Below are 21,665 nucleotides of genomic sequence, written 5' to 3' on the forward strand. Positions count from 1 at the left end.
AGCGCACATGGTGGACGTCCCCGCACTGGTCGACCAGGCACGGGAGGGCCGGCCGCGCGCCGTGGCCCGGCTGATCTCGCTGGTGGAGGGGGCGTCCCCGCAGCTGCGCGAGGTGATGGCGGCGCTGGCCCCGCTGACCGGCAACGCCTACGTGGTGGGCCTGACCGGCTCGCCCGGCGTCGGCAAGTCGACCTCGACCTCGGCGCTGGTGGCCGCGTACCGCCGGGCCGGCAAGCGGGTCGGCGTGCTCGCCGTCGACCCGTCCTCGCCGTTCAGCGGCGGGGCGCTGCTCGGCGACCGGGTGCGGATGTCGGAGCACGCCTCCGACCCGGGGGTCTACATCCGCTCGATGGCGACCCGCGGGCACCTCGGCGGCCTCGCCTGGGCCGCCCCGCAGGCCATCCGGGTCCTGGACGCGGCCGGCTGCGAGGTGATCCTGGTGGAGACCGTCGGCGTCGGCCAGTCGGAGGTGGAGATCGCCTCCCAGGCCGACACCTCGGTGGTGCTCCTCGCCCCGGGCATGGGCGACGGCATCCAGGCCGCCAAGGCGGGCATCCTGGAGATCGGCGACGTGTACGTGGTCAACAAGGCCGACCGGGACGGCGCGGACGCCACCGCCCGCGAGCTCAACCACATGCTGGGCCTCGGCGAGGCCCGCGCGCCCGGCGACTGGCGGCCCCCGATCGTCAAGACCGTGGCCGCCCGCGGCGAGGGCGTCGACGAGGTCGTGGAGGCCCTGGAGAAGCACCGCGCCTGGATGGAGGAGCACGGGGTGCTCGCGGAGCGCCGGCGGGCCCGGGCCGCCCGAGAGGTCGAGACGATCGCCGTCACGGCCCTGCGGGAGCGGATCGGCGACCTGCGCGGCGACCGCCGGCTCGACGCGCTCGCGGAGCGCATCACGGCCGGCGAGCTCGACCCGTACGCGGCCTCCGACGAACTGATCGCGAGCCTGACCGGCCACTGAGCCGGCGGCGCACCGACGGAGAGGGCCCGGCACCTGGTTCAGGTGCCGGGCCCTTCCCGTACGGTCGTGACGCGGGTCCGGTCGGGAGGCGCGGGTCCGGGGGCGGGAGGTGCGGCCTACGGCTTGCCGCGCAGGCCGCGCAGCTGCTCCGCCACCGGCTTGAGCGAGTCGTGGAGGTCGGTGAGCGCCTCCGGGCCGATCTGGTCGATGAAGTGCCGGCGCACCGAGGCGACGTGGTGCGGGGCGACCTTGTGCATGGTGGCCATGCCCTCGTCCGTGAGCACGGCGTAGAGCCCGCGCCGGTCGGACTCGCAGTTCTCCCGGCGCACCAGGCCGGCGTTCTCCATCCGGGTGATCTGGTGGGAGAGCCGGCTCTTGGACTGCAGGGTGGCGGCGGCCAGGTCGCTCATGCGCAGCCGCCGCTCCGCCGACTCCGAGAGGTTCACGAGGATCTCGTAGTCGTTCATCGTCAGGCCGAAGGGCTGGAGGTCCTTCTCCATCTGGTACGTCAGCATTCTGTTGACGTCCAGGTAGGTGCGCCAGGCGCACTGCTCCGCGTCGGTGAGCCAGGGGGTGGCGGTCTCGGTCTCCATGTATGGATTCTACCTAAGAAGTTGAATACTTGACGAGTTCTGGGAGTGTGTTCGAGGCGTCACGCTCCGCAGACTACCGCTCACAGACCGAAGCGACGCTGCAGGTCTCCCAGCTGTCCGGGAAGGCGCGGTACCGAACCCAGCGGTCCCTGGCCGGAACCGTGCGCCCCCGGCACCCCGTGACCGGCACCCGGCACGCCCGGACCCGCCCCCGGCGCGCCGATCTCCCGCTCCGGCATCAGCAGCTCCGTGGACTGCAGCAGCACCGTACCCGCGCCCACGAACTCGAACTGGTGCTCCTCGCCCGACGAGCCGCCGATGCCCGTGAGGGCGCGCACACCGCCCATCACGCCGGTCAGGTACCCGTGATCGTAATGGTGACAGGGGGACGGGCAGTCCGCCCAGCCGACCAGCGCCTGCGGGTCCACCCGCAGCGGCGGCTCCATGAACACCACCGGACCGTTGGACGCCGCCACGAACTTGCCCGTGCCGATCAGCGTCACGAAGCCCGGCACGATCGACTGCTTCAGCGCCAGCGAGGGCTGGTAGGCCAGCAGGTTCCCCGAACGGATCGTCAGATTGCCCTCGTCCAGGTCGTACGAGTTCACGTCGAAGGCCCGGTCGGCCAGCAGCATCTTGCCGCTGCCCTCCGCCACCACCCAGTCGCTCGCGTGCAGCGGCGAGTGGAACGAGGTCCGCACCAGCCGGTCGAGCCGGCCGTGCCCGATCCCGTTGAACTCGATCCGCCCGTAGTAGGCGATCATCTTCCCCTTCTGCAGGAACCACTGGGAGCCCTTCAACTCCACGCAGAAGGTGTACGGATTGACGTTGTCGTCCGAGGGCAGCGACATCGGGTCGTGGATCACAGGGGTGCTCACAGCTTCTCCTCCGAGGCCTGGACGTAGACCGCGCCACTGCCGCTCAGCTCCAGCTGGAACGCCTCGCCCGAGCCGCGGCCCACCATGTCGCGCCAGCCCAGCGCGGTGGACAGCTTGTTGCGCACGTCGCCGTGGTGCGCCACGTACGCCTGCGGGTCGACGTGCACCGGACGGCCCGGCGTGATCGGCAGCTCGATCACCCCGCCGTGCGCCATCACGGCCACCGAGCCGTGGCCCTTGAGGGTCGTGGTGAACAGGCCCTGGCCGGTGACCTGGCCGCGCACCAGGCCCATCACGCCGCCCTGCGAGCCCATGAACATCGTGCCCTGCTCCAGGGTGCCGTCGAAGGCGAGCAGCCGGTCCGCCTCCACGTAGAGGGTGTCGCCGGTCAGCGCGATCACCTGGATGTGGTGGCCGCCGTGCCCGAACATCACGGTGCCGCTGCCCTCGACGGTCATCAGCGGCGTCGCCTCACCGGCCACCCGGCGCCCGATCATCGACATGAGGCCGCCCTGGCCGCCGGCGATGTTCGGCGTGAAAGTGACCTCGCCGCGGTACGCGAGCATCGCGCCGCGCTGGCTGAAGAGCCGCTGCCCCGGGATCACCGTGGCCTCGACCATCTTGGAGTTGATCTCCCGGAACGGCATCAGACGTCGCCCCCGATCGTGTTCCGCTCGGACGGCTGGACGTACACGAGTCCGTCACCTTCGAAGCGGATCTGGAAGGCCTCGCCGCCGCCCTCGCCCAGGAAGGTGCGGAAGGTCACACCGGACTGGAAGCTCTGCTGGAGGTTGCCCTGGTGCGCGATGTACGCGCCGGGGTCGACCGACAGCGGGTACTGCGGGCTCACCCGGAGCACCACCGCCGGACCGTCCGACATGATCGCGGCCTGGCCGGTGCCCTCCACGGTCGTCGTGAACAGCCCGTTGCCGGTCGCGCCGCCGCGCAGCCCGGTGAAGGTGGTGCCGGTGCGCAGCCCGGCGTCGGTGCAGAGCAGATTGCTCGCCTCCACCCACAGCTTGTCGCCGTGCAGCTGCACGAGGTTGATCTCGGAGGCGCGGTCGGCGAACCAGCAGGTGCCCTGCCCGCGGACCTCCATCACCTCCATCTGCTCACCGGTCAGCCGGCGCGTCACCATCCCGCGCAGGCCCTCACCGCCGCCGGACATCTTCTTGAAGGCCATCTGCCCGTCGTACGCCACCATCGACCCGTTCTTCGCCTTCACGGCGTCACCGGTCATGGTCACGGCGAGCACTTTGCTGCCCTGGAGTCGGAACGTTGCCACGGAAGGAAGGTACTGGGGCCCCGGATAAAGAGACAGCAAAGTCGCCGTGCACAATGGAACGGCCCTTGTGCATCCGTTCACAAGATCCAGGATCCGAACGAAGGTGACCCCTCCCGTGGACATCAAGACCGCCTCCTCCCTGCACCGGCTCCGGCTCGTCTCCGCACCGGAAGCCGTCTCGTTCCTGCTGCTGCTCGTCTGCTCGGTGCTCAAGCGGACGACGGACTTCAACGCGGTGCCGGTGATGGGCGCGGTCCACGGCATCCTCTTCGTCGTCTACGTCCTCTTCTGGCTGGACGCCTGGAACAAGACCAAGTGGAGCTTCGGCACCGCCGCGCTCTACTTCGTCCTCTCCGTGCTGCCCTTCGGCGGCTTCGTCGCCGAGCGCAGGCTGAAGCGCGAGGCCGAGGCCGCGGTCATCGCGTCCCGCGCCCGTCGCGAGGGCGTGGTGAACGCATGATCCTCGCGTTCTCGGTGACCCCGCTGGGTGTGGGGGAGGAGGTCGGCGAGTACGTCGCCGACGCGGTGCGGGTCGTGCGCGAGTCCGGGCTGCCGAACCGCACCGACGCCATGTTCACCTCGATCGAGGGTGAGTGGGACGAGGTCATGGACGTCGTGAAGCGCGCCGTCGCGGCCGTGGAGGCGCGCGCCCCGCGCGTCTCGGTGGTGATGAAGGCGGACCTCCGTCCCGGTGTCACGGACGGCCTGACGAAGAAGGTCGAGACGGTCGAGCGGCACCTGGCCGGCTGAGCGCGCGAGCGCCCGTCACGGAGCCCCGGACCCTCACGCGGTCCGGGGCTCCGTCGCGTCCAGGTGCTCCCCGACCCGCCGCAGCAGGCTCATCAGGGTGCCGAACTCCTCCGGGGTCAGGCACTCCGTCGCGCGGGTGCGCAGTGCGGTGACCCGGGCCGCGAGGCGGGTGTGGGCGGCGCGGCCCGCCTTGGTCAGGGCGACGGTGCCCCCGGGCCCGGCGGCGGCCCAGCCGCGGTCGACCAGGTCGTCGACGTACGGGCGGAGGGTGGGCTCCTCGGCGGAGCGGAAGGGGGCCAGCAGCTCGTCGACGCGGTCCGGGGCGGCCGGCTCGTACGCGAGGGCGTTCAGGACCTGCCAGCCGCGCCGGCTCAGGCCGTCGGCGGCGAACAGGCGGGCCATGCCCCCTTCGAGCGTGCGGTCGATGTGCTTGAGCCAGTACCCGAACGGGCGCTGGGTGCGGACGTCTTCCATGGTGTCCCCCTGACGGATCCGTGCCGCGGGTGTGCCACCCGGCCGCGCGGCACTCGATACATGTATTCTTACAACAGTTGTACGCTAGCATGCATGCCCGACAAGCAACAGCAGGACGCCCTCACCGCCGTCGAGCGCGCCATGGTCGCCATCCGTCGCAGCCAGACCCGCCGCTCGCTCGGCCGGCTCGCCCCGCCCGGCGAGGAGCGCCCGGTCGACCCCACGCTCTTCGGCGTGCTCGACGCCGTCGAGGACCGCGAGGGGACCTGCTCCGTCACGGACGTCGCCGCCGCCCTCGGGGTGGACCAGCCGCGGGCCAGCCGGCTGGTGCTGCGGGCGGTCGAGGAGGGCTGGGTCAGCCGCCGGCCCGACCCCGCCGACGCGCGGCGCGCGCTGCTCGCGCTGACCGCGGACGGCCGCGAGCGGGTCGACCGCACCCACCGCTTCCGGCAGCAGGTGTTCGCGCGGGCGATGGCGGGCTGGCCGGAGGCCGACCGGGTCGAGTTCGCCCGGCTGCTCACCGCCTTCGTCGAGGGCTTCGGGCGCGAGACCAACTCGGGTGCCGGGCAGGCGGATTGAGGGGCCGTGGGGCGGGCCGCCGGGGGCCCGCCGTCACCCGTTGCGCGTAAGGGGCCCTCCTCCGGAAAAACCCTCACTCGGACGCTTCCAGTCGACACGCCGATGAATGTCCCCTTTTGTGGGGCTATCGACAGGTTCGACGACAGCTGGAGGCACCGTGCGGCCGGGAGGCTACGACTACGACACCTACAGCCGACTCGCCGGTCCCCTCACGGAACCGGATCGGGCGGACGGGCCCTACCAGGTGCAGTACCGCAGTCTGCTCTCGAAGGAGCCGCACCGAATACGAGCCGTCCTCCTCATGGGCCTCGCCCCGCTGCTCTCGGCCCTGCTGCTGGCCTACCTCGTCTGGCCCACCCACTGGACCGTGCGCGAGGGCGACGACGTCTGGCGGGTGCCGTACGACACGGTGATGCTCGTCGCGATCGGGCTCATCTGCTTCTTCATGCTGGTGAACGTCACCTCGATCGCGCACGCCACCCTCGTCGCCCGCGACCCGATACCCGTCCACCCCGCCCCCGGCACCCGGGTCGCCTTCCTCACCACCTACGTCCCCGGCAAGGAACCCCTCTCCATGGTCCGGGCCACCCTCGAAGGCGCCGTACGGCTCCGGCACGACGGGCCGCTCGACGTGTGGCTGCTCGACGAGGGCGACGACGCCGACGCCAAGGCGCTCTGCGAGGAGCTCGGCGTCCGGCACTTCACCCGCGCCGGCGTCCCCGAGTGGAACCGCCGCAAGGGCGCCCACAAGGCCCGCACCAAGCACGGCAACTACAACGCCTGGCTCGCGATGCACGGCGACGCCTACGACTTCTTCGCCTCCGTCGACACCGACCACGTGCCGCTGCCGAACTTCCTGGAGCGGATGCTCGGCTACTTCCGCGACCCCGACATCGCCTTCGTCGTCGGCCCGCAGGTCTACGGCAACTACACCTCCGCCGTCACCAAGGCCGCGGAGTCCCAGCAGTTCCTCTTCCACGCGCTCATCCAGCGGGCCGGCAACCGCTACCGCGCCCCCATGTTCGTCGGCACCAACAACGTCGTGCGGATCTCCGCCCTGAAGCAGATCGGCGGCCTGTACGACTCCATCACCGAGGACATGGCCACCGGCTTCGAGCTGCACCGCCGCAGGAACCCGCTGACCGGCCGCTTCTGGCGCTCCGTCTACACCCCCGACGTGCTCGCGGTGGGGGAGGGCCCGGCCTCCTGGACCGACTTCTTCACCCAGCAGCTGCGCTGGTCCCGCGGCACCTACGAGACGCTCCTCAAGCAGTACTGGAAGGCACCCTTCCGCACCCCGCCCGGGCGGCTCCTCAACTACACGCTGATGCTCGTCTACTACCCGATGACGGCCGTCAACTGGCTGCTCGGCATCCTCTCCTGCGTCCTCTTCCTGTGGCTCGGCGCCTCCGGCACCCAGGTCTCCTCCTCGGTCTGGCTGATGATCTACAGCGACGCCGTCGCCCTCCAGATCGGCCTCTACCTCTGGAACCGCCGCCACAACGTCTCGCCGCACGAACCCGAGGGCTCCGGCGGCCTCGCCGGCATGGCGATGTCCGCGATCTCCGCGCCGATCTACCTCAAGTCGCTGGGCTCCGCGCTGCTGCGCACCCGCGGCCGCTTCGTCGTCACCCCCAAGGGCGGCGAGGCCAGCCCCGACCGGGTCCTCACCTTCCGGATCCACCTCTTCTGGGCAGCCGTCCTCGTCGCCTCGCTCGTCGCCTCCGTGCACTTCGGCCACACCCACGCGGCCATGCGCACCTGGGCCGTGCTCGCCCTGGTCATCGCGCTCGCCCCGCTCACCGTGTGGGCCTTCACCAGCCGCCGCGAGAAGCGCCGGCTGCGGGTGCGCGCCGCGGCCAGGGCCAGGACCCGCGCCCGCGGCCGCGCGGACGCCGCCGAGGGCCTCGCCCTGGTCTCCACCCCGGCCAAGGCCGGACCCGCCCCCACCACCGCTCCCGCCCCCACGACGACCGGAGGGAACTGAGCCATGGCCTACCGGCCGTCCAAGCAGTTCAAGAAGACCCTGTTCGGCAGCGGTGCCGTCCTCGTCCTCGCGGCCCTCAACGCCCCGGCCGCCGTCTCCTTCGCGACCGAGAAGTACCACGCGTACAAGATCGCCCAGCCCGGCTACATGAAGAAGTACGGCTCCTGGGACGTGGTCGACGTCCCCGAGCAGTACCAGGTCAACGCCATCCACGCCGCCCTGCTGCACACCGGCAAGGTGCTGCTCATCGCCGGCTCCGGCAACAACCAGCAGAAGTTCGACGCCGGCACCTTCGACACCGTCCTGTGGGACCCGGTCAAGAACACCTTCAAGAAGATCGACACCCCGGAGGACTTCTTCTGCTCCGGCCACACCCAGCTCCCCGACGGGCGCCTCCTGGTGGCCGGCGGCACCGCCCGCTACGAGATCCTCGACGGCAAGGTGAAGAAGGCCGGCGGCGGCATGCGGGTGAAGAACGAGAGCCCGGACAAGGCCGTCACCCTCAGGAAGGGCACCGTCTTCCGCTCGCCCTCCGGCGTCGAGTACGTGTCGAAGTTCGACGTCACCGTGCCCAAGGCCAAGCGCGAGTTCGAGATCTCGTACTTCAAGAGCGGCCAGATGAAGCCCTGGAAGACCAAGGTCACCGCCGCCGAGGCGCGGGTCTTCGTCGAGGCCGTCAAGGAGGGCCCGCAGGCGCTCACCACCGAGGCCGCGCAGTACGAGGTGGTCGGCCTCAAGGGCGAGGACGCCGACAACGTCTACGGCCTCGCCCAGAAGCTCACCACCGAGAAGCAGGACTTCCAGGGCATCAAGGCGGCCTACGAGTTCGACCCGAAGGCCGAGCGGTACGTCCCGGTCGCGCCCATGAAGGACGCCCGCTGGTACCCGACCCTGGTCACCCTCCAGGACGGCAGGGTGCTCGCGGTCTCCGGGCTCAACGACGTCGGCGACGTCGTCCCCGGCGACAACGAGATCTACGACCCGAAGACCAAGAAGTGGTCCAAGGGCCCCTTCCGCTACTTCCCCACCTACCCGGCGCTCTTCCTCACCAAGGGCGGCAAGCTGCTCTACACCGGCTCCAACGCCGGCTACGGCCCCGCCGACAAGGGCCGCGAACCGGGCCTGTGGGACCTGGAGAAGAACTCCTTCACCAAGCTCCCCGGCCTCTCCGACCCCGACCAGCTGGAGACCTCCGCCTCCCTGATGCTGCCGCCCGCCCAGGACCAGAAGGTCATGGTGCTCGGCGGCGGCGGGGTCGGCGAGTCGCCCAACTCCACCGCCCGCACCTCCGTCGTCGACCTGTCCAAGGACAGCCCCGTCTTCACCGACGGGCCCTCGCTGCCCCAGGGCACCCGCTACCTCAGCAGCGTGCTCATGCCCGACGACACCGTCTTCACCAGCGGCGGCTCCGAGCAGTACCGCGGCTCCAGCGGCAGCGACATCCTCAAGGCGCAGTTCTACGACCCCCGCAGCAACGCCTTCCGCGAGGCCGCCGAGCCGACCGTCGGCCGCAACTACCACTCCGAGGCGCTGCTGCTGCCCGACGGCCGGGTCGCCACCTTCGGCTCCGACCCGCTCTACGCCAACAAGGACAACACCAAGCTCGGCACCTTCGAGCAGCGCATCGAGGTCTTCACCCCGCCCGCGCTGCACCGGGCCGGCGGCGACCGGCCGGTGCTCGGCGAGGGCCCGCAGGAGCTCGACCAGAACGGCCGGGCCACCTTCAAGACCCGGGACGCGGCCCGGATCACCACCGCCCGGCTGATGCGGCCCAGCGCCGTCACCCACACCACCGACGTCGAGCAGAGGTCCATCGAGCTGGGCCTGACGAAGGGCGCGGACGGGGTGACCGTCACGGTCGAGGTCCCCAAGGACCCCACCCTGGTCCCGCCCGGCTGGTACATGCTCTTCGTCACCGACCAGGACGGCATCCCGTCCGAGGCCAAGTGGATCCAGGTGAGCCCGCCGGCCGAGGAGCCCGGGGCCTGAGGCCTAGCTCTTGGCCCGGCGCGCGAGGCCCAGCGCGTAGTCGGGCCACCAGGTCCCGGCGGCCGGGCCGCCCCGGCAGGTGCCGTCCGAGTCGCCGGGCCGCTTGATCCACAGATAGGCGTCGACCAGCTCGTCCCCGGTCCGGTCCGTCGGCGGCACGCCGAGCGCCCGGCCCGGGGGATTGCACCAGGCCTCCGCCCGGTTCCCCGGGAGGGGGCCGTCGCCGTTGCGGCTGGTGTCCACCGTGAAGTGGGCGCCGCCGAGCAGCCGGGACAGACCCGCGCCGAAGCCCCGTACGACGTCGTTGGTCTGGAAGTTGGAGACGTTCAGCGCGAAGCCGTCGGCCCGGGCGATGCCCGCCCGGCGCAGCGGCTCCACCAGCTTGTTCGGGTCGTCGATCCAGGCCGGGTTGCCGGCGTCCAGATAGACCCGGGTGCGCGGCTGCCGCTTGAAGCGCTCGACCGCCTCGGAGAGCAGCTGGAGCCGCTCCTCGTGGTACTCGGCCGGGGTGCAGCCGTCCACGACGTGCGGCACCGCGTCCGGCTCCAGGACGACGACCGCGGGCGCGTCCCCGATCGCCGAGGCGAAGGCGTCCACCCAGTTCCGGTAGGCCTGCCCGTCGTGCGCCCCGCCGGCCGAGTACATCCCGCAGTCGCGGTGCGGGATGTTGTACGCCACGAAGACCACCGTGCGCCCGTCGGGCGCCGCGCCCTTCACCGCCCGGGTCACGTCCGGCACCGGGTCGTCACCGGCCGGCCAGTCGGCCACCGGACGCTCGGAGATCCGCCGCAGCACCTTGGCGTCCTCCGTGCGGCCCTGGGCCTCGTACTGCCGCACCTGCCGGGCCGCGTCGCTCTCCGGGTCGACCCAGAAGGGCGAGCCGCCGGTCGGGGGTGCCGCCTCGCCGCGCATCCCGGGCGGGCCGACGGGGGAGGACGGGCCGTCCCCGCCCGTGCCGCACCCGGCCAGCAGGAGGGCGGTGGCGAGGCCGAGGGCGGCGGTGGTGACACAACGGCGGCGGAGCATCCGGCCCCCAGGGTCGGTGACAGGTCGGTGACAGGGCGACGACACGTGACAGGCCGGACCATCGTGACATAACGGTCAGTCGGGGCCCGGCTGCGACACCGCGAGCGCGATCCCGAGCGCCGTCCGCTCGTACAGCACCTGGTGCCCGTACCGCCGCGAGGTCAGCAGCCCCGCCGCCCGCAGCACCGACAGGTGCGCCGAGACCGAGGAGGGCGCGAGGCCGAGGCGGTGCGCGAGCGCCGAGGTGCCGGCCGGCTCGTCGAGGGCGCACAGCACGTCCGCCCGCGCCCGGCCGAGCAGCCGGGCCAGCGCCTCCGGGGTGCGCTCGCGCGGCTCCGTCCACAGCGCGCCGATCCCGCGCGCCGGATACGCCACGGTGGGCTGCCACGGCGGGTCGAAGCCGCTCACCACCTCCGGCCAGATGAACACCGACGGCAGCAGCACGAGCCCCTGGCCCTCCAGCGCCCGCACGTGCTCGCCGCGGTAGTGGTGGACCACCAGCGTGGCCGTCTCCTCCGACCAGGCGAAGGCCGGGTGCAGCTCGTCGAGCAGCCGCTCCAGACCGCCCTCGGCCAGCCGCCGCGAGTGGTACGCCACGTCCGCCTCCAGGAGCGCCCGCAGCCGCGGCCACTCCGGCTCGACCAGCGTCTCCCAGGCCCGTTCGAGCAGGTCCGCGAGCCGGGCCAGCGAGGCCGCCGGGTCCGCCAGGATCCGCCGCCCCTCGGCGCTCCCGGTGGCCCCCGGGGTGTCCGCGAGCGCCCGCGCGAAGTCCGCGGCGGCGACCTCCGGCGCCGTGGCCCGCACCGCGGCGATCTCCTCGGCGAAGCTCGCCGACGGGGTGAGCGGCGGCGGATAGAGGCAGTCGGGGCTGTGCCCGCGCCGCGGCATCAGCAGGTGCAGCGGCGCCAGGTCGAGCCCGCCCGCCGCCCGGGCGATCCGCCGCAGCCACGGCAGGTGGTACTTCTGCTGCCGAGGCCGCGCGAGCACCCGCACCGCGGACTGGGTCTCCCAGAGCGGCGAGATGGCGAAGCGGATGCGGAGCGGATCGGCCTCGCCGAAGTGCAGGTGGTACGGCACGGGGCCTCCAGGGGCGGATCCGGCGGGGTCCGGGGCGGCGGGCTTTCGGCAGGGGACTCTCGGCAGGGGACTTTCGGCTGGAGCCGAAAGTCTAGGGCCCGGCGCCCGCCCGGCCGCACGCTGCGGTCATGCCCACGAACGACACCCGGGCGCGCACCGGCGCGCCCGCGCCCACCCCTGCCCCCGCGCCGCCGTCCGGGCCCCGACCGGAGCCCGCACCGGGCCCCGAGCGCGTCCTCGCGGCCGCTTCGGCGCCTGGCTCGGAGCCCGTGTCCGCCCCCGCGCCCGAGCTGGTCCTCGCGGCCGCTTCGGCGCCTGGCTCGGAGCCCGTGTCCGCCGCCGCGCCCGAGCTGGTCCTCGCGGCCGCTTCGGCGCCTGGCTCGGAGCCCGTGTCCGCCCCCGCGCCCGAGCGCGTCCCCGCCGGTGCTCCCGGTCCCGTGCCGGCCGCCGCCCCCAGTCCCGCCCCCCGTCCCGGATACGGTGCGGTCCTCGCCGTCCGCGAGTTCCGCTTCGTCTTCGCCGCGCACCTGTGCTCGCTGCTCGGCGTCGTCGTCAGCGAACTCGCGCTCACCGTGCTCGTCTACGAGCTCACCCGCTCGCCGCTGCTCTCCTCGCTCACCTTCGCGCTCGGCTTCCTGCCGTACCTCCTCGGCGGCACCCTGCTCGCCGGGCTCGCCGACCGGGTCCCGCCGCGCCGGCTGCTGGTCGGCGCCGACCTGCTGTGCGCCGGCTGCGTCGGCCTGATGACCGTGCCGCTCACGCCGGTCGCCGGGCTGCTCGCGCTGCGCTGCGCCCTGGCCGTCGTGGCGCCCGTCTTCCAGGGGGCCCGGACGGCGACCCTCGCCGACATCCTGGGGGAGGGCGAGCTGTTCGTGCTGGGGCGCTCGCTGCTGCGGATCGTCTCGCAGAGCGCGCTGCTCGCCGGCTTCGCCGCCGGCGGGGTCCTGCTCACCGCCGTGCCCCCGCGCGGCGCGCTCCTCGTCACCGCCGGCACCTTCCTGGGCTCCGCGCTGCTGCTGCGCCTCGGCACCGCCCGCCGCCCGGCCCGCGGCGCCGGGCACCGGGAGGGCCTGGGCGCCACCTGGGGCGTGCTGCGGGACCGCCGGACGCGGGCGCTGCTGCTGATGTTCTGGGTGCCGCCGCTGTTCGCCGTGGTGCCCGAGGCGCTGGCCGCGCCCTTCGCCGACGGGGCCGGCGCCTCCACGGCCGCGCTCGGCCTCCTGATGTGCGCGCTGCCGGTCGGGACCGTGCTCGGCGAACTGCTCGCCGGATCGCTGCTCTCCGCCGCCGCCCGGGCCCGGATCGTGCTGCCGCTGGCCGTGGCCGGCCTGCTGCCCTTCCTCGTGTACGCGACCGGGCCGGGCGTCGCGCTCGCGGCGGCCGCGCTCTTCCTGGCCGGCGCCACCGGCGCGTACACCCTCGGGCTCGACGCCTGGTTCGTCGCCGCCGTCCCGGAGGAGCGGCGGGGCCGGGCGATGACCCTGATGAGCGCCGGCCTGATGACCTCCCAGGGCCTCGGCATGGCCGCGGCCGGGCTCGCCGCCGAGTTCGCGCCCGTGCACACCGTGGTCGCGGGCGCCGGGGTCCTCGGCACGGCCTGTGTGGCGCTGCTGGCCCGTGAGGTCAGGGCGACGGCCCCGGGGCGAGCGCAAGCCGGAGGCCGGAAGCCGAGCCGACCGAAGGCCGAGCGGGCCGAAGGCCGAGCGAGTCGAAAGGCGAGCCGACCGAAAGGCGAGACGCGGCTGACCGACATATGACCAGTGGGTAAGGTCGACGCGTGCCGAAGCCGCTCAGTCTCCCCTTCGACCCCATCGCCCGCGCCGACGAACTCTGGCAGAAGCGCTGGGGCCCGGTGCCCTCGATGGCCGCGATCACCTCGATCATGCGCGCCCACCAGATCCTGCTCGCCGAGGTGGACGCCGTGGTCAAGCCGTACGGGCTGACCTTCGCGCGCTACGAGGCGCTGGTGCTGCTCACCTTCTCCAAGGCCGGCGAGCTGCCGATGTCGAAGATCGGCGAGCGGCTCATGGTCCACCCGACCTCGGTGACCAACACCGTCGACCGGCTCGTGAAGTCCGGTCTGGTCGCCAAGCGGCCCAACCCGAACGACGGGCGCGGCACGCTCGCCTCGATCACCGAGAAAGGCCGCGAGGTGGTCGAGGCCGCCACCCGCGACCTGATGGAGATGGACTTCGGGCTCGGCGCGTACGACGCCGAGGAGTGCGCCGAGATCTTCGCCATGCTGCGCCCGCTGCGGGTCGCGGCGCACGACTTCGACGAGGGCTGAGCCGGAACCGGGCCCCCGCGAAGATCGCCCGGAACGGGTGGTTACGCTCGTAGCCATGAAATCCAGCGTGCTGACCCGCTACCGCGTCATGGCGTACGTGACCGCCGTGATGCTGCTCATCCTCTGCGCGTGCATGGTCGCCAAGTACGGCTTCGGCGTCGGCGAGGACCTGACCTTCGCGGTCTCCCAGCTCCACGGCGTCCTCTACATCATCTACCTGGTCTTCGCCTTCGACCTGGGCTCCAAGGCCAAGTGGCCGTTCGGCAAGCTGCTGTGGGTGCTGGTCTCCGGCACCATTCCGACGGCCGCCTTCTTCGTCGAGCGCAAGATCGTCGCGGAGACGCTCCCGCTGGTCAGCGGCGCGCAGCCGGCGACCGCCAAGGCCTGACACCCGAAGCCCGCGCCACACGGCGCGGGCTTTGCCATCGACATTTACTAGGACGTCCTAGTAAATTCGAAGCATGGACGCAGACGCCATCGAGGAAGGCCGCCGTCGCTGGCAGGCCCGTTACGACAAGGCCCGCAAGCGCGACGCCGACTTCACCACGCTCTCCGGGGACGAGGTCGACCCGGTCTACGGGCCCCGGCCGGGCGACGCCTACGAGGGCTTCGAGCGCATCGGCTGGCCCGGTGAGTACCCCTTCACCCGCGGCCTGCACCCGACCGGCTACCGCGGCCGCACCTGGACCATCCGCCAGTTCGCCGGCTTCGGCAACGCCGAGCAGACCAACGAGCGCTACAAGATGATCCTGGCCGCAGGCGGCGGCGGGCTCTCGGTCGCCTTCGACATGCCGACCCTGATGGGCCGCGACTCCGACGACCCGCGCTCGCTCGGCGAGGTCGGGCACTGCGGCGTCGCCATCGACTCCGCCGCCGACATGGAGGTCCTCTTCAAGGACATCCCGCTCGGTGACGTCACCACCTCGATGACGATCTCGGGCCCCGCCGTCCCGGTCTTCTGCATGTACCTGGTCGCCGCCGAGCGCCAGGGCATCGACCCGGGCGTGCTCAACGGCACCCTGCAGACCGACATCTTCAAGGAGTACATCGCGCAGAAGGAGTGGCTCTTCCCGCCGGAGCCGCACCTGCGCCTGATCGGCGACCTGATGGAGCACTGCGCGGCGAACATCCCCGCGTACAAGCCCCTCTCGGTCTCCGGCTACCACATCCGCGAGGCCGGGGCCACGGCCGCGCAGGAGCTCGCCTACACCCTCGCCGACGGCTTCGGCTACGTGGAGCTCGGCCTCTCCCGCGGCCTCGACGTCGACGTCTTCGCGCCCGGCCTCTCCTTCTTCTTCGACGCCCACGTCGACTTCTTCGAGGAGATCGCCAAGTTCCGCGCCGCGCGCCGGATCTGGGCCCGCTGGATGAAGGAGGTCTACGGCGCCAAGACCGACAAGGCGCAGTGGCTCCGCTTCCACACCCAGACCGCCGGCGTCTCGCTCACCGCCCAGCAGCCGTACAACAACGTGGTCCGCACCGCGGTCGAGGCCCTCGCGGCCGTCCTCGGCGGCACCAACTCGCTGCACACCAACGCCCTCGACGAGACCCTCGCGCTCCCCAGCGAGCAGGCCGCCGAGATCGCGCTGCGCACCCAGCAGGTGCTGATGGAGGAGACCGGCGTCGCCAACGTGGCCGACCCGCTGGGCGGTTCCTGGTACGTCGAGCAGCTCACCGACCGCATCGAGGCCGACGCCGAGAAGATCTTCGAGCAGATCAAGGAGCGCGGTCTGCGCGCCCACCCCGACGGCAAGCACCCGATCGGGCCGATCACCTCCGGCATCCTGCGCGGCATCGAGGACGGCTGGTTCACCGGCGAGATCGCCGAGTCCGCCTTCCGCTACCAGCAGGCCCTGGAGAAGGGCGAGAAGCGGGTCGTCGGCGTCAACGTGCACCACGGCTCGGTCACCGGCGACCTGGAGATCCTGCGGGTCAGCCACGAGGTCGAGTGGGAGCAGGTCCGGGTGCTCGGCGAGCGCAAGGGCCGCCGGGACGAGGCCGCGGTCCGCGCCGCCCTGGACGCCATGCTGGCGGCCGCCCGGGACGGCAACAACATGATCCCGCCGATGCTCGACGCCGTACGGGCCGAGGCCACGCTCGGCGAGATCTGCGACGTGCTCCGCGAGGAGTGGGGCGTCTACACGGAGCCGGCCGGCTTCTAGGACACCTCGGGAACACGCCGTCGGGCGTACGAGGGGCGGTACGGGAACTCCCGTACCGCCCCTGCGTCGTCCGGTCCGTCGGCGCGTCCGGCCCGCTTCCTCAGGGGGCCTCGTCCACCGCTCCCAGGCCGCCGATCAGCAGCGCGGACAGGCGCCGCACCCAGGCGGGGTCGACGGGCTCGGCGCTCACCAGGGCGCGGTGCACCACGGCGCCGGCCACCACGTCGAAGATCAGGTCGTCCCCGGCCGCCACCGTCTCCGGGTCGCGGGCGGCGGGCAGCTCGCCGCGGTCCTGGGCGCGCTGGCGGCCCTGAAGGACCAGGCGCTTCTGGCGGTCCACGATGGAGGCGCGGATGCGCTCGCGCAGCGGCTCGTCGCGGGTGGACTCGGCGACCACGGCCATCAGCGCGGTCTTGGTCTCGGGGCGCTCCAGGAGCGCGGCGAACTGCAGGACGACGTTTTCGATGTCGGCGCGCAGGGAACCCAGATCAGGCAGTTCGAGTTCGTCGAAGAGGACGGCGACGGCGTCCACGACGAGTTCGTTCTTGTTGGCCCACCGCCGGTAGAGCGTGGTCTTGGCGACGCCGGCGCGGGTCGCGACATCGCCCATGGAGAGCTTGGACCAGCCCAGTTCCACGAGGGCCGCCCGGGTCGCCTCCAGGATGGCCGTGTCGGCCTCCGCGGAGCGCGGGCGTCCGGTTCGGCTTCGGGAACGGGTACGGCTACACATGAACGCGACCATACCCGTCAGTAGGTATTGCGCCAGAGGCAGGCGATGTGAGCCAGTTCACCGCCGTCCCCGCCCCGCACCGGCCCCACTGCCATTACGCTACGACCCGTAGCGAAAGGCTTGAGCGGCCTGAGCGACAACCACCGCGCCGGGTGGGGACCCGGCGCAGCACCCGCACGGAACCGCATCGTCCCACCCCGGACGGCGCGGTTCGGCCACGGCTTACCGGTTACGCGCGCGGAGGGGGGAGGATGTAGCCATGCAGCCCCGAAACATGTCCATGAGCGGCGTCGTCGACCTCGCCGCGGTGAAGGCGGCCGGCGAGGCCAAGGCGAAGGCCGAGGCGGCGCGCGCCGAGGCCGCCCGGCACGGCGGCACGACCGCCGTCGCCCCTTCCGCCCTGGTGATCGACGTCGACGAGGCCGGCTTCGAGCGCGATGTGCTCCAGCGGTCCGCCGAGGTCCCGGTCGTCATCGACTTCTGGGCCGAGTGGTGCGAGCCCTGCAAGCAGCTCGGCCCCCTCCTGGAGCGCCTGGCCGTCGAGTACAACGGGCGCTTCCTGCTCGCCAAGGTCGACGTCGACGCCAACCAGATGCTGATGCAGCAGTTCGGCATCCAGGGAATTCCGGCCGTTTTCGCGGTGGTCGCCGGTCAGGCGCTGCCGCTCTTCCAGGGCGCCGCCCCCGAGGCGCAGATCCGCCAGACCCTCGACCAGCTGGTCCAGGTCGCCGAGGAGCGCTTCGGCCTCACCGGCATCCAGGTGGACCCGGACGCGACCGGCGCCGAGGCCGCCGCCGCGCCCGCCGGTCCGTACGACGCGCTCCTGGAGGCGGCCATGTCCGCGCTCGACGCGGGCGACCTGGCCGGCGCCGTCCAGGCGTACAAGAACGTGCTCGCCGACGACCCCGGCCACCCGGAGGCCAAGCTCGGGCTCGCCCAGGCCGAACTCCTCTCCCGGGTGCAGGGCGTGGACCCGCAGCAGGTGCGCAAGGACGCGGCGGACAACCCGGCCGACGTGGCCGCGCAGATCGCCGCCGCCGACCTCGACCTGGTGGGCGGTCACGTGCAGGACGCCTTCGGGCGCCTGGTGGACACCGTGCGCCGCACGGCCGGCGAGGACCGGGACGCGGCGCGGGTCCGGCTCCTGGAGCTGTTCGAGGTGATCGGTGCCGACGACCCGCGGGTGACGGCGGCCCGGCAGGCCCTGGCGAGCGCCCTGTTCTGAGCCCTCGTACCCCTTCCGCAAGGGGACGATTTGGCGACACAGTGACATTCGGCGGCCGCGCTTTACCAAAACTTGGTAATCGCGGCCGCTGTTACTTCCAGTAAATCGAACCCGGCGATCCGTCCGGATTCCTCCTCTTTCCGCACCCCTTGTCCGGTCACCCGGTGGCACCGTGTGTGGCGGTTCGGTGTCGGCCTGTCGTGGCGTGGTTATCAGGCCGTTACTAGCGAGTAACGAGCCCCCTTGTGCGGGCGCCCGTAATGGACCACGATCGGCGACGCTCGGTCCGACACCGCACCAGCCGGCTCCCCGCCGACTGACGCGGCGGAGGGTCCCCACCGAGCGGGCCGGCGGCGACGTCGCCGGTCATGGACAGGGGGGTTCCTGCTCTGACCGGCAGGGCCTGTCCAATCCGGCCGCGCACCGCGTGGCCAGTGGTTGTCGCTCGGGGGTGATCGCCGGTGATTCGGACGCGCGTCGCGCCGCCTGAGCCCTCGGCGCTCTCCTTCCCGAGGACGTAGCACTTCTCCCATCCCAGGACGGGCCCTGGGCCCATCCGGAGATGTACGTCCGAGAAGGAGGAATTCTCATGAAGTCCCAGGTTCGTGGCGGGACCAGATGGAAGCGGTTCGCCGTCGTCATGGTGCCGAGCGTGGCCGCGACGGCCGCGATCGGCGTCGGCCTGGCCCAGGGCGCGCTCGCCGCGTCCTTCAGCATTTCCGGCCAGGATTTCAAGGTCAAGGCCAAGAGCCTTGTCGGCAAGGACTTCGTCCAGTACGGCAGCGTCGACGCCGGCAAGACCCTCGACGGCAAGGACTTCGCCGAGCCCGTCGCGGTCTCCGGCTTCTCCGAGGCCTGGATCACCAACATGTGCCAGTCCGTCGTGACGCCGAACGTCCCGTTCGTCGGCGACGTCACGCTGGTGCTGCGGGCCGGCACCGAGGACCAGAAGCCCGTCTACGCGAAGGGCATCTACCTCGACGTCGCCAACCTGAAGGCCGACGCCGAGTTCGGCAACATCGACATCGGCGTTGCGGCCGGCGACCTCAACAAGGTCAACGGTCAGGTGGTCCCGGGCAAGCCCGGCATCCAGCCGAACACCAAGGCCAACCCGTTCGGCTTCGGCCAGCGGGCCGAGGACGCGAAGCTCACCAACGTCGAGCAGCGGGCGTGGGCGACCACCGCCGCCACCTTCAAGCTGCCGAACCTCGACCTGTCGCTGCACCGCGGCAAGGGTTCCACGGTCGAGTGCTACTGATGCCGACGTCCCTCCGGGACTGACGCGCGCGGGTGCGGGGCCGTCCCGTACGGCCCCCACCCGCGACAGTCGCGCCCCCTTTCACCACGATCTCAGCAACACCGCTTCCAGGGAGCTGTTTCCATGAGCGCCGAGTCCACTGCTTCCCGCGGAGTCCCCCAGCAGAACCGGTTCAAGGTCTGGCGGCAGACCCGGCCCTTCTGGGCGGGCCTCTTCACCATGATCGGCGGCGTACCGATCGCCTATCTCCCGTACGGGGACATGCGGCTCGGCAACATGACGCTCGCCATGCAGACGACGGCCGGAGCCGGCGCGCTGATCATCGGCGTCCTGCTGATCACGCTCGGACTCACCATGTGGTTCCAGCCCGCCGTCCGCGTCTTCGCGGGCGTCGCGACCATCGTGCTCGGGCTCATCTCCATACCCGTGTCGAACTTCGGCGGACTGGTGATCGGCTTCCTGTTCGCCCTCGTCGGCGGCGGAATGTCGGCGTCGTGGGCCCCGGCCCCGCCGGTGGAGGAGACCGACGCGGAGGCCGTCGCGGAGGCCGACGCGGCGGCCGGCGAGACCGAGGCGGCGCCGGTCGCCCCGGGCGAGCACCACGAGCACCACGGCACCACCGGTACGACGCAGCCGCTGATCCCCCAGCAGGGTGCCGAGGTCCCGGTGGCCGAGACCACGACCGAAGCCAAGGGCGGGAGTAACAGTGCGGGGTGACGAAACACAGTCGGCCGGGACGGAGAGAGGACCGCGCCACGCGGCCCCCCGCAAGTCCCTCCTGAACAAGCTCCACGCGCCGGTCGGCAAGGCGATGGCCCTCGCGGCCATGCCCACCGCGGTCATCGTGGGCATGGGCCTGGCACCCCGGCTCGCCCTCGCCGACGACACCAAGGACATCCCCTTCGCGCCCGGCCCGTGCGTGACCCGCTCGGACGAGCCGACGGCCGAGCCCAGCGCCACGCCGGAGACGAGCGAGAGCCCGAAGCCGACCGCGAGCGCCACCGCGACCGCGCAGCCGAGCGGCGAGCCCGCTCCGGACGCCTCCGCGAGCGCCGAGCCGAAGCCGACCGCGACCTCCGGCGCGACCGCGCAGCCGCTGGCGGGCGTCACGGGCACCGCACCGAAGAGCACCACGGCGGCACCGGCCCCGACGCCGACGCCCACCGCGACCAAGTCGGTCAACCCGCTGGACCCGCTGGGCCTGGGCGACGCGCTCAAGGACCTGTTCGACGGACCGGACAAGACCACGGCCCCGGCACCCGCGCCCACCGCGACGGCCACCCCGACGAAGGCGCCCACCGCGACCGCCGCCCCGACGAAGGCGCCGACCGCGCCGACCGGCACGACCGGCACGACCGGGGACAAGGCGGCCGGCGGGACGGACGAGGCCCTGGACCGCACGAAGGCGGCCATCCAGGACGCCGCCGAGAAGGCCGGCGCCACCACCGAGGAGCTGGACGACTCGGCCAAGGGCCTCGAACCCACCAAGGACGAGGCCGTCCCGGACGGCGCCAAGCCCCGCTTCCCCTGCCCGGAACCCGACCCCGAGGCGCTCGCCGCGGCGGAGCTGGAGACCGGCATGCCGCTGCTCCCGGACGAGCCGTGGCGCCTGGAGACGAGCACGCTGGAGCTGCGCGGCCTCAAGTACCACGGCATCGTCGAGGTGAAGACGGGCAGCGGCAAGATCAAGAAGGTCCTGAAGTTCACCGCGGACGAGGTGGACATCTGGAACCTGCACCAGCTGACCGTCCACTCCGACGGCATGACGGGCCACGTCCGCTCGGACCCGGGCTCGAAGTCCACGATCCGCAACGGCACGGTGACCATGTACACGGAGGAGCTGAAGGGCAACCTCTTCGGCCTCATCCCGGTCACCTTCAGCCCCCAGTCCCCGCCGCCGCTCGACGTCCCGTGGGCCGTCTTCACCAGCTGCACGGTGAAGCAGGCCGGCCAGTTCGGCGGCACCCTGAAGGTCCCGGGCCTGCGCAACACGATCGAGCCGAACTGACGGACGGCCGGACGGCCGGACGGCCGGCCGTCCGTCAGTTCGGGACCACGCTGTGGGCAGTATCTCGCCAGAGGTACTGCCCACAGCCGTTTCGCCCCCGAAATCCCTTGCCACGGTCCCCCACGAGATGCCTAAGGTGTGTTGCGTGCGGGCGCGCTCCGACCAAGTGCCCCTGCATGTACGTCCATCAGGCGGCTGGGGGAGCGTTGCCGCCGACCACGGGGGAGGGGTTCTTTCGTCGTGCCGTCGTATCGGCACTCGACATCCGTCGGCAACGCCCGCGTTCCGCGCGCTGCCCCGACGTCTGACCTGGACAACGACTCGGTTTCCCGTGTTCTCCCGGACGGCTCCCCAGCCTGCACCCCCCCCGAACGGAGAAAGGGACACCCCCTT

The 21,665-nt window shown here is 72.1% G+C and carries 22 protein-coding genes; 14 read left to right on the forward strand and 8 right to left on the reverse strand.

Annotated features, from left to right (window positions below):
• The first annotated feature begins 7 nt into the window (after positions 1-7).
• On the forward strand, positions 8-964 hold the full coding sequence (meaB, locus tag ACIGW2_RS05745; RefSeq protein WP_356068216.1) for a methylmalonyl Co-A mutase-associated GTPase MeaB: 957 nt from the start codon (positions 8-10) through the stop codon (positions 962-964).
• A gap of 116 nt (positions 965-1,080) precedes the next feature.
• Here meaB and ACIGW2_RS05750 read toward each other — a convergent pair whose 3' ends face one another.
• The 4 genes from ACIGW2_RS05750 to ACIGW2_RS05765 form a co-directional block, all read right to left on the reverse strand.
• The gene (locus ACIGW2_RS05750) at positions 1,081-1,557 is read right to left on the reverse strand and encodes a MarR family transcriptional regulator (protein ID WP_361579533.1); all 477 of its coding nucleotides are present in this window, start codon (positions 1,555-1,557) and stop codon (positions 1,081-1,083) included.
• 80 nt (positions 1,558-1,637) lie between these two features.
• Positions 1,638-2,408 (reverse strand): AIM24 family protein, encoded by a 771-nt coding sequence (locus ACIGW2_RS05755; RefSeq protein WP_356068288.1) that lies wholly within the window; start codon positions 2,406-2,408, stop codon positions 1,638-1,640.
• A 23-nt stretch (positions 2,409-2,431) separates the two neighbouring features.
• Entirely contained in the window at positions 2,432-3,082 is a 651-nt protein-coding gene (locus ACIGW2_RS05760) for an AIM24 family protein (protein ID WP_361579535.1), read from the reverse strand.
• Complete coding sequence (locus ACIGW2_RS05765; RefSeq protein ID WP_265864803.1) at positions 3,082-3,720, reverse strand: AIM24 family protein; 639 nt, start codon at positions 3,718-3,720, stop codon at positions 3,082-3,084. The genes ACIGW2_RS05760 and ACIGW2_RS05765 overlap by 1 nt, the downstream gene beginning before the upstream one ends.
• A gap of 115 nt (positions 3,721-3,835) precedes the next feature.
• On the opposite strand from ACIGW2_RS05765, the gene ACIGW2_RS05770 reads away from it, so the two are divergent.
• Together ACIGW2_RS05770 and ACIGW2_RS05775 are read left to right on the forward strand one after the other, a co-directional pair.
• Complete coding sequence (locus tag ACIGW2_RS05770) at positions 3,836-4,180, forward strand: DUF3817 domain-containing protein (RefSeq protein WP_356068222.1); 345 nt, start codon at positions 3,836-3,838, stop codon at positions 4,178-4,180.
• Positions 4,177-4,470: an MTH1187 family thiamine-binding protein gene (locus ACIGW2_RS05775; protein ID WP_361579539.1), complete on the forward strand. Its 294-nt coding sequence runs from the start codon at positions 4,177-4,179 to the stop codon at positions 4,468-4,470. The genes ACIGW2_RS05770 and ACIGW2_RS05775 overlap by 4 nt, the downstream gene beginning before the upstream one ends.
• A 33-nt stretch (positions 4,471-4,503) precedes the next feature.
• On the opposite strand, the gene ACIGW2_RS05780 is transcribed toward ACIGW2_RS05775, so the two are convergent.
• On the reverse strand, positions 4,504-4,944 hold the full coding sequence (locus ACIGW2_RS05780) for a MarR family winged helix-turn-helix transcriptional regulator (protein WP_399841323.1): 441 nt from the start codon (positions 4,942-4,944) through the stop codon (positions 4,504-4,506).
• 93 nt (positions 4,945-5,037) lie between these two features.
• Between ACIGW2_RS05780 and ACIGW2_RS05785 the strand changes: the two genes are divergently transcribed.
• From ACIGW2_RS05785 to ACIGW2_RS05795, 3 genes are all read left to right on the forward strand, one after another.
• Positions 5,038-5,523: a MarR family winged helix-turn-helix transcriptional regulator gene (locus ACIGW2_RS05785; RefSeq protein ID WP_391652560.1), complete on the forward strand. Its 486-nt coding sequence runs from the start codon at positions 5,038-5,040 to the stop codon at positions 5,521-5,523.
• Between the two features lie 106 nt (positions 5,524-5,629).
• Positions 5,630-7,510 carry a glycosyltransferase family 2 protein gene (locus ACIGW2_RS05790; protein WP_399841326.1) on the forward strand — a complete coding sequence of 627 codons (1,881 nt, stop codon included), beginning with the start codon at positions 5,630-5,632 and terminating at the stop codon, positions 7,508-7,510.
• Between the two features lie 3 nt (positions 7,511-7,513).
• Positions 7,514-9,499, forward strand: coding sequence for a galactose oxidase-like domain-containing protein (locus ACIGW2_RS05795; RefSeq protein ID WP_399841329.1), 1,986 nt, complete (start codon positions 7,514-7,516; stop codon positions 9,497-9,499).
• A 3-nt stretch (positions 9,500-9,502) separates the two neighbouring features.
• Here the strand turns inward: ACIGW2_RS05795 and ACIGW2_RS05800 are convergent, their stop codons facing one another.
• On the reverse strand, positions 9,503-10,525 hold the full coding sequence (locus ACIGW2_RS05800; protein ID WP_399841332.1) for a glycoside hydrolase family 6 protein: 1,023 nt from the start codon (positions 10,523-10,525) through the stop codon (positions 9,503-9,505).
• Between the two features lie 75 nt (positions 10,526-10,600).
• Positions 10,601-11,602, reverse strand: a complete 1,002-nt coding sequence (locus ACIGW2_RS05805) for a DUF5937 family protein (protein ID WP_391652563.1) — start codon at positions 11,600-11,602, stop codon at positions 10,601-10,603.
• A 128-nt stretch (positions 11,603-11,730) separates the two neighbouring features.
• Here ACIGW2_RS05805 and ACIGW2_RS05810 point away from each other — a divergent pair, with 128 nt between their 5' ends.
• The 4 genes from ACIGW2_RS05810 (at position 11,731) to ACIGW2_RS05825 (ending at position 16,051) form a co-directional block, all read left to right on the forward strand.
• Positions 11,731-13,359: an MFS transporter gene (locus tag ACIGW2_RS05810; RefSeq protein ID WP_399841335.1), complete on the forward strand. Its 1,629-nt coding sequence runs from the start codon at positions 11,731-11,733 to the stop codon at positions 13,357-13,359.
• A gap of 20 nt (positions 13,360-13,379) precedes the next feature.
• Positions 13,380-13,889: a MarR family winged helix-turn-helix transcriptional regulator gene (locus ACIGW2_RS05815; protein WP_123455446.1), complete on the forward strand. Its 510-nt coding sequence runs from the start codon at positions 13,380-13,382 to the stop codon at positions 13,887-13,889.
• Positions 13,890-13,944: 55 nt separating this feature from the next.
• Positions 13,945-14,277, forward strand: coding sequence for a DUF3817 domain-containing protein (locus ACIGW2_RS05820; RefSeq protein ID WP_356068235.1), 333 nt, complete (start codon positions 13,945-13,947; stop codon positions 14,275-14,277).
• Positions 14,278-14,350: 73 nt separating this feature from the next.
• Positions 14,351-16,051, forward strand: coding sequence for a methylmalonyl-CoA mutase family protein (locus ACIGW2_RS05825; RefSeq protein WP_356068236.1), 1,701 nt, complete (start codon positions 14,351-14,353; stop codon positions 16,049-16,051).
• Between the two features lie 100 nt (positions 16,052-16,151).
• On the opposite strand, the gene ACIGW2_RS05830 is transcribed toward ACIGW2_RS05825, so the two are convergent.
• Positions 16,152-16,781: a TetR/AcrR family transcriptional regulator gene (locus ACIGW2_RS05830; RefSeq protein ID WP_361579557.1), complete on the reverse strand. Its 630-nt coding sequence runs from the start codon at positions 16,779-16,781 to the stop codon at positions 16,152-16,154.
• A 259-nt stretch (positions 16,782-17,040) separates the two neighbouring features.
• Between ACIGW2_RS05830 and ACIGW2_RS05835 the strand changes: the two genes are divergently transcribed.
• The 4 genes from ACIGW2_RS05835 to ACIGW2_RS05850 all read left to right on the forward strand — a co-directional run bounded on the left by ACIGW2_RS05835 (position 17,041) and on the right by ACIGW2_RS05850 (position 21,272).
• Entirely contained in the window at positions 17,041-18,006 is a 966-nt protein-coding gene (locus tag ACIGW2_RS05835; protein ID WP_391652564.1) for a tetratricopeptide repeat protein, read from the forward strand.
• Positions 18,007-18,595: 589 nt separating this feature from the next.
• Positions 18,596-19,264, forward strand: coding sequence for a DUF6230 family protein (locus tag ACIGW2_RS05840; RefSeq protein WP_399841339.1), 669 nt, complete (start codon positions 18,596-18,598; stop codon positions 19,262-19,264).
• Positions 19,265-19,387: 123 nt separating this feature from the next.
• Complete coding sequence (locus tag ACIGW2_RS05845) at positions 19,388-19,981, forward strand: DUF6114 domain-containing protein (protein WP_399841342.1); 594 nt, start codon at positions 19,388-19,390, stop codon at positions 19,979-19,981.
• Positions 19,971-21,272 carry a hypothetical protein gene (locus ACIGW2_RS05850; protein ID WP_399841344.1) on the forward strand — a complete coding sequence of 434 codons (1,302 nt, stop codon included), beginning with the start codon at positions 19,971-19,973 and terminating at the stop codon, positions 21,270-21,272. Before ACIGW2_RS05845 ends, ACIGW2_RS05850 begins: the two co-directional genes overlap by 11 nt.
• Positions 21,273-21,665 lie beyond the last annotated feature (393 nt).

Source organism: Streptomyces sp. NPDC053541, assembly GCF_044544705.1.
GTDB lineage: Bacteria > Actinomycetota > Actinomycetes > Streptomycetales > Streptomycetaceae > Streptomyces.